The following is an 11696-nucleotide window of genomic DNA, read 5'->3' as shown; positions in this document are numbered from 1 at the left end:
CATCATGCGCGACTCACTCTACACACCGCTCGTCTCGCTGGTCGTACCGTTCTACAACGAAGGCGAAGCCGTCGAACGCTTCTTCGACGTCGTGATTCCGCTGATGGCCGGCCTCGACACGATCCGCTTCGAGATCGTCTGCGTGAACGACGGCAGCCGCGACGACACGCTCGAGCGCCTGATTCGCATCAGCCTGGCCGACCGCCGCGTGCGCGTCATCGATCTCACGCGCAATTTCGGCAAGGAAGCCGCGCTGACCGCCGGCCTCGACGAAGCGGCCGGCGACGCGATCATCCCGCTCGACGCCGACCTGCAGGATCCGCCGAGCCTGATCCCGGTGATGCTCGAACACTGGCGCGACGGCGCCGAAGTCGTCGCCGCGAAGCGCAGCAGCCGCGCGTGCGATTCGTTCGCGAAGCGCACCGCCGCCGCGATCTACTACCGCGTGCACAACCTGCTGTCGGACGTGAAGCTGCCGGAGAACGTCGGCGACTTCCGGCTGATGGACCGCAAGGTCGTCAACGCGTTGCGCAGCCTGCCCGAGCGGCATCGCTTCATGAAGGGACTGTTCGCGTGGGTCGGCTACCGGACCGTGATCGTCGAGTATCAGCGCGAAGTGCGCAGCGCCGGGAAATCGAAGTTCTCCGGCTGGAAGCTGTGGAACTTCGCGCTCGAAGGAATCACGAGCTTCAGCACCGTGCCGCTGCGCAGCTGGACCTATATCGGCGTCGGCATCGCCGCGCTCGCGTTCCTGTACGGCTCGTTCATCGTCGGCCGCACGCTGCTGTTCGGCAATCCCGTGCACGGCTACTCGTCGCTGCTGTCGGTCGTGCTGTTCATCGGCGGCATCGAGCTCGTCGGCATCGGCGTGGTCGGCGAGTACATCGGGCGCATCTACGACGAATCGAAGCAGCGTCCCGTCTATCTGATTCGCCGCCGCTACCAGACGCATGCCAAGGTGGTCGAGCTGCCGGTCGTGCGCGATGCGCGCCGTGCGACCGCACGCCGCCGCGTGCCGCCGGCTCGCGTACGGGTCGGCGCACGCTGACCGGCGGGGCGGCAATGTTCGAACTGCTTTATGCCGAGCGCGTGCGGCTCGCGCGCTTCGGCCTGTCCGGGCTCTGCTCGACCGCGCTGCACGTGCTGGTCGCGTCCGCGATGTACGCGCTGTTCGATGCGACGCAGGTGATCGCGAACGCCGTCGCGTTCGTCTGCGCGACGGCGTTCTCTTATCTCGCGAATACGTTGTGGAGCTTTTCGTCGAACCTGCAGTCGCGCAACCTGGTGCGCTACCTGACCGTCGCGCTGGCCGGCTTCGCCGAAACGATGGGGCTCGCGCGCGCCGCCGAACTGCTCGACGTGCCGCGCGGCTGGGCCATCGTCGCGATCGCGCTGCTGATCCCGCCGACGATGTTCGTGCTGCATCGGCTGTGGACGTATCGGTGAAAGGAAGCCATCCGCGCATGTGAGCGATGGTGTGGTGCCTGACGAGGCCGCCGTCCCGCGTGCGCGGTGCTCCGCCGTTGGTTGCCTGAATCCGATGCCGTTTCTCCGGTCTGAACGAACCGGGTCGCCGATGGAAGTCGACCGTTACGTGCGCCGCGAAGCGCTCGCGTATAGCCAGAGCCGTGCGGTGAAGCTTTACTTCCGCGCGCCTGCCGCCCGCGAAAGGGTCAAAGCGTTCATCGTTCCGTCACGGAACCATCGCACGCGCCAGGCGCGACGCCTGTTAGCATGGCAGGTGGCCTGCCCGAATCGCGACGCGGTTGTAAAGAAGTCGCATCGCGTTGTATTCAGTCGGCCAGCCGCCTCCGCGTCGGCGCTGCCGAACCGCGTCGACGCCGACGCGTCCCGCAGCACGAATCCTGCTCTACCCGCATTCGACTTCCATTCGCCGGCCGGCTTCACCGCATGCAGCGTGCATGCGCGGCCGGCACGAGATTCGTCCATGCCCCGGAAAAAATCCAGCCTCTGGCTACGGCCGTTCGACCTGTTTTCCGCCGCCACGCGCACGCGGCCCAAAAAGAAAACAGCCAAACCGGCGCCATCGGCCAAGCGCCCCGCCACCGCGCGCACCACGCGCCGCCCCAGCGCGCCGACGCCGGCCGCGCGTCCGTCGCCGCGCCAGGCGCCCGGCACGTGGCTGCGCTCGTTTCATTCCGCGCGCCCGGCCGCCGGCCGCTTCATCAACCATCTTGCGTACGCGCTGTATCTGCCCGGCGCACCGGCGACGACCGACGGCATGCCGGTCGTCGTGATGCTGCACGGCTGCAAGCAGACCGCCGAATCGTTCGCCGCGGGCACGCGTATCTGCCGCGTCGCGGAGCGCGCGGGGTTTGCCGTCCTGTTTCCCGAACAGGCGAAGACCGCGCATTCGCATCGCTGCTGGAACTGGCATGGCGATGCGTCGCAGTCGGAAGCGCCGGCCGTCGCATCGCTCGTCGAGGCGATCGTGCGCGAGCGCGGGTTCGATCGCGACCGGATCTATCTGGCCGGCATGTCGGCCGGCGCCGGGCTGGCCGCGCAGCTGGCGATCGCGTCGCCCGAGCTGTTCGCGGCCGTCGGCCTGCATTCGGGCCCGGCCATCGCGCCGCCGCTGTCGACGATGGCCGCGATGAGCGTGATGCGCCGCGGCTTGCGCGACGATCCGATCCGCGTCGTCGACACCTGCGTCGACGTGCGTAGCTATCCGGGCATGCCCGCGCTCGTGATGCATGGCGGGCTCGACACGGTCGTCGACGAGCGCAACGCGGTGCAGCTCGGTATCGCGTTCGCGCGCATCAACCGGCTCGTCGACGAACAGGGCGAACTGCGCGTCGGCGAGCAACAGACGTACACGCAGGACGACGCGCACTACACCGACTATCTGCGCGGCGGCCGGGTGATCGTGCGGGTCTGCATCGTGCGCCGCCTCGCGCACGCATGGAGCGGCGGCGATCCGAGCGAAGCGTTCCACTCGGCGACGGGGCCGGACGCGACCGCGATGTTCTGGAATTTCTTTCGAAGGCGGCGGCGCAAGCGGTGACCGAAGTGCGCGACGGGCCGGCTGCCGTAGTGATACAAAGCGCAGCGAGCCGGCCGATGCACTGGCGCATCGACGCGGCGATGCGCCGACTCATCGACTCATCGACTCATCGACTCATCGACTCACCGACTCACCGACTCACCGACGCAGAGCATCCACGCAAACACCACGCCGCAAGCGGGCTTGCTGTTCCCAGCCGGGATATGCCCGACCTGCGCCCCTGACGGCGCCATCCTGGACTTGCTGTTCCCTACCGCCACGTCCAACATGCGCCGCTAGCGACGCCCTCCGCGCAACTACCGTGCCTCACCTTCACCGGCAACCCCCGTCGCCCCAAGCACATCGGACAACTTGAGAACCGGACAATGCGCACCGGCGCTCGCAACCGCATCGCGGTAGGTATGCGTGACCGCACTTGCGATCGCATGAGCCGCCTCCGCGCCTTCCGCCATCGTCGAGTAGTACGACAGGTCCTTGAACGCGTTGGCCATATGAAACGGCAGACTGGACGTATCGCCGGTCTCGAGGAACGGCCGCAGCCGGTTCAACGCGACCCCGCCGCCGCCGCCGTTCGCCAGCACGTCAGCGAGCACCGCCGTATCCACGCCCGCGCGCTTCGCACAGGCGACGGCTTCCGACAGCAGTGCAATCGTGCCGAGCGAAACGAAGTTGTGCAGCAGCTTCATGCTGTGCCCGGCGCCGAGCTCGCCGACCCGCGTGATGTTTTCCGCGAAGCACGCGAGCACCGGGCGAATCTCGTCGAACACCGCGGGTGTCGCGCCGACCAGCAGGTTGAGCCGCCCTTCGTGGGCCTCCCTGGCGCCGCGCGTCATCGGCGCATCGACGAGACGCCCGCCGGCGGCCTCGACGCGCCGCGCCATCCTGACCGTCGATTCCGGCACGGCAGTCGAGCAATCGACGACGATCGCGTTGTCCTTCAAGCCGGCCAGCACGCCCTGCTCGCCGGTGAGCACCGCTTCCACCTCCGGCGAACCGGTCACGCAGAGGATCACGACGTCCGCTTGCAGCGCCAGCTCGCGCGCCGTCTTCACGGTCCGTACGCCGGCACGCAACAGCTCGTCGAGCGGCTGGTTACCGGGATGCTCGACGACCGTCAGCGGATACCCGTGTTTCAGCACGTTGCGCGCGATGCCATGCCCCATCAAGCCGACGCCGATCAGGCCAATCTGTCGTTTCATGTGATTCCCTTCCGTCAAAAAGGTGGCGCCGCGGCGCTGCGGCCGCGGCAAAACGGGCAAGCCTTCATCGATCGACGAGGCGTGCCGGCAACAGCATCGTGAGAACCAGGCCGAGCAGCAGGCAACCGACCATCACGAACAGCGGTGCGGCGAGACTGCCCGAAACCTGCTTCAGATAGCCGACGGCATAAGGCCCGAAGAAGCCGCCGAGGTTGCCGAACGAACTGATCACGGCGATGCCCATCGACACCGACGCAGCGCCGAGCGCGGTGGTCGGCATGCTCCAGAACAGCGGCGGAAACGAGATGAGGCCGGCATTCGCGATGCAGAGCGCGAACATGCCGAGCCACAGCTGGTCGTGCCAGATGACCGACAGCCCGAGCCCGGCCGCACCCATCAGCAGGAGCGCCGCAACGTGCAGGCGCCGGCCGCCGCGCCGGTCCGCGCTGCGCCCGAACAGCACCATCACGACGACGGCGACCGCATTCGGCAGCGCGGCGAGCAAGCCGATCACGAAGTCGCTGCCGATCCCCATCTGCTTGATCATCGTCGGCGCCCAGAACGTGTACCCGTAGATCGCGAACACGTCGAGAAAATAGATCACGCAGAACGCCCACACCAGCCAGCTCGTAAAGAGTCCCTGGTGGCTCGCCGCCTCGGTCGTCGCCCGGTCGTCCGCCAGCACGCGCGCGAGGATCGCGCGGTCCGGCGGGGAAAAGCGCTCGCTGCGCGTGACGTCGTCGTCGAGCCCTTTCCACACGTAAAGAGCGGCCACGAAGGCCGGCAGCGACTCGAGGATGAAGATCCACTTCCAGCCCGGAATCTGCATCGCCCCGTCGAAATACTGGAGGATGAAACCGGTCAACGGTGAGCCGATCAAGCCCGCCAGCGCCAGCGCCGCATAAAACATCGACAGGATGCGCGCACGCCGCTGGCGCGGGAACGATTGCGTCATGTAGAGGACGATCGCCGGAATGAAGCCGGCCTCGGCGACCCCCAGCAGGAAGCGCATCACGTAGAACTGCATCGGCGTGGACACGAACGCGGTCAAGCCCGACACGATGCCCCACGACACGACGATCCGCGTGATCCAGCGCCGCGGCCCGACCCGCACCAGCAGCAGGTTGCTGGGCACCTCGAAGATCACGTAGCCGAGAAAGAAGATGCCGGCGCCGAAGCCGAACACCGCATCGGAGAACCCGAGATGCTGGCTCATCTGCAGCTTGGCGAAGCTGACGTTCACGCGATCGATGTACGACGTGACGTAAGCGAACATCAGGATCGGCAGGATGTGCAGCGCAAGCCGGCGGAACAGCCGGTCCTCGTGCGCGAGGGTGTGCGCCGATGCCGGTGGGGCGAGGCCTCCCGGGTTGCAGGTCGCGTCGATTTCCATGTTTGTCTCCGAAAGTTCATGGACGGCCCCGCTCGCCGAGGCGGCCTGCGTGCTGGCTTCGCAGCGCGGCCGCCGCTGTTGGAATGGTGGTAAGCGACAAGGCCATTCGAATCTACCGGCAGCCCGATCGGGCCGATATGCGAAATCCTTCAAGCGGCACTTCGAATATCTCGAATGCACGTGCCGCCCGCTTGCTGCACGGTGCGCTGCACAACACGCGAGACCCTGAATTCTAGCGGCCGATCGCGCCCTTTGCGTTTGGTCGTGACTTGCTGGGGGCGTTAACTGTGCGGTGCAGCATCGACGGCCGGTCAGGGTTAGCCCCGAAGCACCCGACACGATGAACGGCGAACAGGAGTGACATACTTCCCGAAGCCTCAACCGGAGTCCGCGCTTGTTCGATCTCACGTCACTCGCCCTGTTCGTCCGTGCGGCGGAGCTGGGTAGCCTGTCCCGCGCCGCGCAGCAGTCTCACATGTCCCTGTCCACCGCCAGCCGCCGCATCGCGCTGCTCGAGCATCACTTTCGCGTGGTGCTGCTGAACCGCACGGTGGCCGGCGTCGAGCTCACGCCCGCCGGCGAAGCGCTGCTGCGCCATGCGACCGACCTGTTGCTGCGCACCGATGCGATCTACAGCGAGCTGTCCGACTATACGAAAGGCTCCATCGGCCGGGTCCGCGTCTTTGCCAACATCTCGGCGATCAGCCAGGATCTTCCCGATCAATTGCGCGAATTCTCGCAGCGCTACCGCGACATCAAGCTGCAGATCAGCGAGCTCAGAAGCGCCGACATCCTGCAGGCGCTGCGTGAAGGCCGCGCCGACGTCGGGATCGTCACGTCCCGCACCGCGACCGAAGGCATCCATCTCGCGCCGTACTGCATGGATCGCGCGAGCGTGGTCGTCCCCGAGGACTACAGCCTCACCGGCGACTTGATCGACTTCAGCGCATTGCTCGAGCACGATCTGGTCGCGCTGGACGACCGCTCGGAGCTCACGCGTTCGCTCGTCCGCGAAGCTGCGCTGCTCGGCAAGGCGGTGCGCTTCCGCGTGCAGGTGCAGAGCTTCGAGGCGATGTGCCGGCTGATTGCCGCGGGCCAGGGCATCGGGATCCTGCCCGAGCGTGCGGTCGCGCTCTTTCGCGAACCGATGCGCCTGCGCTTCATCCGGCTCAACGATCCGTGGGCCAACCGGGTCATGTCGGTCGGCATCCGCACGGGCGCCGTGCCGCAGCCGACGCGCAAGCTGTTCGAGTTTCTGGCGTCGTTCGCGCCGCCGTCGCTCACCGCGGGCGACCCGGAGCCGCCGAACGACTGACGCGGCTTCCGCGCACCCGGGCTATCCCGCGTCTTGCAGATTTTCGAAGGTCCCGTTCACCAATCCGCACTTCCTTCCCGCGTCGGCGCCACGGTAGATTCGACGGACAGATTCAATCGTCCGCCCGTTACCGCAACGGAAAGAGACGCAGGAGACACGCCGGCGCCGTTCGACCCGCTTTGAATGGCGTCGCGCAAGCGGCCAATTCGTCGTTCCGCGCGCGCCGTCCGGCTCGCGCCCGCCTCCTGTTTGGCTCGGTCGCTGCGGCACGCCATCTTCGTCATGGAGGTTTCGCGCAAATGAAGAACCCGCATCGCATCGCCGTCATCGCCGGCGACGGCATCGGCAAGGAGGTGATGCCCGAAGGCCTGCGCGTGTTGCGCGCAGCCGCCGAGCGCTTCGACATTCCATTGGCTTTTGACGAGTTCGGCGACTGGTGCACCGATCACTACCTGCGCCACGGCACGATGATGCCGGCCGACTGGGCGCGCCAGATCGGCGGCCACGATGCGATCTTCTTCGGTGCGGTCGGCGCGCCGGACCTCGTGCCGGACCACGTCGCGGTGTGGGAATCGCTGATCCGGATCCGGCGCGAGTTCGACCAATACGTGAACCTGCGTCCGGTCCGGCTGATGCCGGGCGTGCCCGCGCCGCTCGCCGGGCGCAAACCCGGCGACATCGACTTCATCGTCGTTCGCGAGAATACCGAAGGCGAGTATTCGTCGGTGGGCGGCCGGATGTTCGCCGGCACCGAGCGCGAGATTGCGGTGCAGGAATCGGTGTTCTCGCGCGTCGGCGTCGACCGCGTGCTCAAGTTCGCGTTCGAATTCGCCCGCTCGCGCCCGCGCAAGCAGCTGACCGCCGCGACGAAATCCAACGGCATCTCGATCACCATGCCGTTCTGGGACGAGCGCCTCGCCGAGATGGCCACGCAGTTTCCCGACATCGAAACACGCAAATATCACATCGACATTCTGTGCGCGCATTTCGTGCAGAACCCGGATCGCTTCGACGTTGTCGTCGCGTCGAACCTGTTCGGCGACATCCTGTCCGACCTCGGGCCCGCATGCACCGGCACGATCGGCATTGCGCCGTCGGCCAACCTGAATCCGGAGCGCCGGTTTCCGTCGCTGTTCGAACCGGTGCACGGGTCGGCGCCTGACATCGCCGGCCGCGGCATCGCCAATCCGATCGGGCAGATCTGGTCGGCCGCGTTGCTGCTCCAGCATCTCGGCCGCGGCGACGCGCGCTACGAAGCGGCGGCCGCCGAAATCGTCGCCGCCATCGAAGCCGTGCTCGTTTCCGGCCCGCGCACCCGCGACATGGGCGGCACGGCGACCACCGCTGAACTGGGCGCCGCGATAGCCGACACCATCGCGAATCCCGCATCGATCGAGGAATGACCATGCAATTCAGTCACTACATTGACAACGCCCGCATCGCACCGAACGGCGGCGCACATCTTGATGTGATCGATCCGAGCACTGGCGAACCGTTCGCGACGATCGCACGCGGCGACGCGACGGACGTGCAACTGGCCGTGTCCGCCGCACGGCGCGCGATGGGCGAGACGCTCGACGGTCCGTGGGCGAGGCTGTCGCCGGTCGAGCGCAGCAACCTGCTGTTCGCGTACGCCGCGGCGGTGTTGAAGCACGCAGACGAGCTCGCGCAGCTCGAGGCGCGCGACACCGGCAAGGCGTTGAACACCGCGCGCACCGATGCCGCCGTGCTGGCCCGCTACCTCCAGTACTACGCGGGATGCGTCGACAAGCTGCATGGCGACACGCTGCCGTACACCGCCGGCTTCACGGTGTTGACGGTGCGCGAGCCGATCGGTGTCACGGCGCACATCATTCCGTGGAATTACCCGATGCAGATCTACGGTCGCAGCGTCGGCGCGTCGCTCGCCGCCGGCAACGCGTGCGTCGTCAAACCGGCGGAGGACGCGAGCCTGTCCATCCTGCGGCTGGCCGAGATCGCGGCCGACGTCGGGTTTCCGGCCGGCACCGTCAATGTCGTCACAGGGCTCGGCGCCGAAGCCGGCGCGGCGCTGTCGGCCAATGCGGGCATTCGGCACATCTCGTTTACCGGATCGACCGGAACGGGTGCGATGGTCGGCCGCGCCGCCGCCGAGCGTCACTGCCCCGCGGTACTGGAGCTGGGCGGCAAGTCGCCGCAACTGCTGTTCGACGACGCCGACCTCGAACAGGCGCTGCCCGTGATCGTCAACGCGATCGTGCAGAACGCGGGCCAGACCTGCTCCGCCGGCAGCCGCCTGCTGGTCCAGCGCAGCATCTACGAGCACGTGCTCGATCGTCTTGCGCAACGATTTGCGTCGCTGCGTTCGGGGCCGCCGTCGATGAACCTGGAGATGGGGCCGCTCGTCAACGCGAAGCAGCACGCGCGGGTGCGGTCCATCGTCGAACGCGCGGAGGCCGAAGGCATTCGCGTGGCCGCGCGCGGCACGATCGCGGCCGGCGCGTCGCGCGCAGGGTATTACCAGGAAGCGGTCCTGTTCCGCGACGTGCCGCCCGACAGCGCGCTCGCGCAGGAAGAAGTCTTCGGCCCCGTGCTCGCCGCGATGCCGTTCGACGACGAAGCCGACGCGGTCGCGCTCGCGAACGGCACGCAGTACGGCCTCGTCGCGGGCGTGTGGACCCGCGACGGTGCACGCGGGCTGCGCCTCGCGCGCAAGCTGCAGGCCGGACAGGTGTTCATCAACAACTATGGAGCCGGCGGTGGCGTCGAACTGCCGTTCGGCGGCGTGAAGGCGAGCGGGTACGGTCGCGAGAAAGGGTTCGAAGCGTTGCTCGGTTTCACCGCGCTGAAAACCATCGCGATCCGGCACGATTGACGAGCGCGACGCGCGACGCGCAACGAGGCGCGCCGTGATCGCTGCGCTCCGGAGGTTCTTTCTATCGAAGGCGGCGGCACCAGCAATCGCGCGCAACGCCGCCGCAGGTCATGCTCGCGCGCGTTGCTCGACCGCAGCCACCGCTACCTCGTCGGCCGCCCGCGCATCGGAACGCCGGACCGGCAGCCGAACGCAGAACGTCGTGCCGCGCCCCGGCTCGCTCGTCACGTCGATCGTGCCGCGATGGCGCTCGACGATCCCGTGCGACACCGACAACCCGAGCCCCGTGCCCTGCCCGACCGGCTTCGTCGTGAAGAACGGATCAAAGATCCGCCGCACGACGTCGGGCGCCATGCCGGCTCCGGTGTCGCTGATCGCGATCGCCACCTGCTCGCCGTCGCTCGACGTGCGGATCGTGATCGTGCCGCGCTCGGGAATCGCCTGCGCCGCGTTCACGAGCAGGTTCATGAACACCTGGTTCAACTGCGACGGCAGGCATTCGACGGCCGGCAGGTCGCCATACTCGCGCACGATGTCGGCCTTGTATTTCAGCTCGTTATGGACGACGTTGAGCGTGCTCTCGAGCCCCGCGTGCAGATCGACCACGCTCCATTCGCCGCTGCCCGGCCGCGAGAAATCGCGCAAGTCCTGCACGATGCGCCGCACCCGCACCGCGCCGTCGATCGATTCGTCGATCAGCGTGACGATCTCGTCGCGCACGTAGTCGAGATCGGCTGCGCGGCGCAACGCCGCCAGCCTGTCGCGCTCGGCCGGGCCGAGTTGCGGCAACGCGGCTTCATGCGCGGCGATCACGTCCAGCAGGCTCCGCACCCAGGTTCTCAGCGTATTGAGGTTCGCGCTGATGAAGCCGATCGGATTGTTGATCTCGTGCGCGACGCCGGCCGCGAGTTGGCCGATCGATGCGAGCTTCTCCGATTGCAGCAACTGCACGTGGGTTTCCTCCAGCGCGCGCAGCAGGCGCCGCTGCTCGTCCTTCTCCTGTTCGAGCCGGATCTGCGCCGCCCGGCGCTCGTCGATCTCGGTCGCCATGTCCTCGCGCGTGCGCTGCAGCGTCGCGGTGGTCTGCTCGTAGCGCCGCAGCGCCGTTTCGAGTTCCGCGGTCCGCACGCGCACCAGCCGCTCGAGCGTATCCGTCATCCCGCGCAGAAAGGTGGTGCGCGCATCGAAGCGGCACACGAGCAGCGTGACGATCAGCGTCGCCGTCGTGAACAGCGCGGTGGTCGTCGCGAGCCACGGCGCATCGATCCCGTTCGCGGCGCCGCAGCGCGCATCCGGCGCGAAATGCGCGGCCGCCATCGCCGTGTAGTGCATGCCCGTGATCGCGATGCCCATGATCAGCGCCGCACCGATGCGTTGCGTGGTCGCATGGCGCGCCTGTTGCGCGCGCAACGCCTGCGCCATCCACAGCGCGACGGTGGACGCGATCACCGCGACGCCGATCGACGCGGCGAACAGCGCCGGATCGTAGCGAATGCCGGGCGCCATGTGCATCGCGGCCATGCCCGTGTAATGCATCCCGACGATTCCCGCGCCCATCAGCGTGCCGCCGGCGAGCAGGCGCCGGCCGCTCAGTCGCGCACGCGTGACGACGTTCAGCGCGAAATACGACACGAGCACCGCGATCGCCAGCGACGCACCGGTATCCGCCAGCGCATAGCCGAGCGGGATCGGCAGCGACAGCGCGAGCATGCCGACGAAATGCATCGACCAGATCCCGGTGCCCATCGCGGCCGCGCCGCCGGCCAGCCACGCACGCTTGAGCTTCGGATCGTCGAGCAGGGAAATGAACGCGGCAAGGTCGAGCGCCGTATACGAGGCCAGCGTCGCGATGACGAGCGACAGCAGGACGAGCAGCGGATTGTAGGTGCCATGCATGAGCGAGCGCCCCG

General features: G+C 67.5%; 9 protein-coding genes. 6 read left to right on the top strand and 3 right to left on the bottom strand.

Translation table 11 applies throughout. The features are described from left to right. The first annotated feature begins 4 nt into the window (after positions 1-4). The 3 genes from C7H84_RS31960 (at position 5) to C7H84_RS31950 (ending at position 3025) form a co-directional block, all read left to right on the top strand. Positions 5-1048, top strand: coding sequence for a glycosyltransferase family 2 protein (locus C7H84_RS31960; RefSeq protein ID WP_121862536.1), 1044 nt, complete (start codon positions 5-7; stop codon positions 1046-1048). A 14-nt stretch (positions 1049-1062) separates the two neighbouring features. Next, entirely contained in the window at positions 1063-1446 is a 384-nt protein-coding gene (locus C7H84_RS31955) for a GtrA family protein (RefSeq protein ID WP_121862535.1), read from the top strand. 502 nt (positions 1447-1948) lie between these two features. Continuing rightward, a complete protein-coding gene (locus tag C7H84_RS31950; protein WP_121862579.1) occupies positions 1949-3025 on the top strand; it encodes a PHB depolymerase family esterase in 1077 nt (358 codons plus the stop codon). 296 nt (positions 3026-3321) lie between these two features. Here the strand turns inward: C7H84_RS31950 and C7H84_RS31945 are convergent, their stop codons facing one another. Together C7H84_RS31945 and C7H84_RS31940 are read right to left on the bottom strand one after the other, a co-directional pair. Further along, positions 3322-4224: an NAD(P)-dependent oxidoreductase gene (locus C7H84_RS31945; RefSeq protein WP_121862534.1), complete on the bottom strand. Its 903-nt coding sequence runs from the start codon at positions 4222-4224 to the stop codon at positions 3322-3324. A gap of 64 nt (positions 4225-4288) precedes the next feature. After that, the gene (locus C7H84_RS31940) at positions 4289-5617 is read right to left on the bottom strand and encodes an MFS transporter (protein ID WP_121862533.1); all 1329 of its coding nucleotides are present in this window, start codon (positions 5615-5617) and stop codon (positions 4289-4291) included. A 394-nt stretch (positions 5618-6011) separates the two neighbouring features. Between C7H84_RS31940 and C7H84_RS31935 the strand changes: the two genes are divergently transcribed. The 3 genes from C7H84_RS31935 to C7H84_RS31925 all read left to right on the top strand — a co-directional run bounded on the left by C7H84_RS31935 (position 6012) and on the right by C7H84_RS31925 (position 9786). Then, a complete protein-coding gene (locus tag C7H84_RS31935; protein ID WP_121862532.1) occupies positions 6012-6932 on the top strand; it encodes a LysR family transcriptional regulator in 921 nt (306 codons plus the stop codon). Positions 6933-7231: 299 nt separating this feature from the next. Further along, positions 7232-8335, top strand: a complete 1104-nt coding sequence (locus tag C7H84_RS31930) for a tartrate dehydrogenase (protein ID WP_121862531.1) — start codon at positions 7232-7234, stop codon at positions 8333-8335. A gap of 2 nt (positions 8336-8337) precedes the next feature. Then, complete coding sequence (locus C7H84_RS31925) at positions 8338-9786, top strand: aldehyde dehydrogenase family protein (RefSeq protein ID WP_121862530.1); 1449 nt, start codon at positions 8338-8340, stop codon at positions 9784-9786. Between the two features lie 108 nt (positions 9787-9894). Here the strand turns inward: C7H84_RS31925 and C7H84_RS31920 are convergent, their stop codons facing one another. Continuing rightward, entirely contained in the window at positions 9895-11682 is a 1788-nt protein-coding gene (locus tag C7H84_RS31920; protein ID WP_121862529.1) for a histidine kinase, read from the bottom strand. Positions 11683-11696: the final 14 nt, after the last annotated feature.

It is taken from the genome of Burkholderia sp. Nafp2/4-1b (assembly GCF_003635165.1).
Classification (GTDB): domain Bacteria; phylum Pseudomonadota; class Gammaproteobacteria; order Burkholderiales; family Burkholderiaceae; genus Burkholderia.
The sequence above is the reverse complement of the archived record's forward strand: the minus strand, read 5'-3'. Positions and strand labels throughout refer to the sequence as shown.

Bases quoted from the DNA above. Each gene is read 5' to 3' on its own strand.
- C7H84_RS31945 (WP_121862534.1), bottom strand. From the start codon at position 4,224: ATGAAACGACAGATTGGCCTGATCGGCGTCGGCTTGATGGGGCATGGC.
- C7H84_RS31940 (WP_121862533.1), bottom strand. From the start codon at position 5,617: ATGGAAATCGACGCGACCTGCAACCCGGGAGGCCTCGCCCCACCGGCA.
- C7H84_RS31960 (WP_121862536.1), top strand. From the start codon at position 5: ATGCGCGACTCACTCTACACACCGCTCGTCTCGCTGGTCGTACCGTTC.
- C7H84_RS31950 (WP_121862579.1), top strand. From the start codon at position 1,949: ATGCCCCGGAAAAAATCCAGCCTCTGGCTACGGCCGTTCGACCTGTTT.
- C7H84_RS31930 (WP_121862531.1), top strand. From the start codon at position 7,232: ATGAAGAACCCGCATCGCATCGCCGTCATCGCCGGCGACGGCATCGGC.
- C7H84_RS31955 (WP_121862535.1), top strand. From the start codon at position 1,063: ATGTTCGAACTGCTTTATGCCGAGCGCGTGCGGCTCGCGCGCTTCGGC.
- C7H84_RS31925 (WP_121862530.1), top strand. From the start codon at position 8,338: ATGCAATTCAGTCACTACATTGACAACGCCCGCATCGCACCGAACGGC.
- C7H84_RS31920 (WP_121862529.1), bottom strand. From the start codon at position 11,682: ATGCATGGCACCTACAATCCGCTGCTCGTCCTGCTGTCGCTCGTCATC.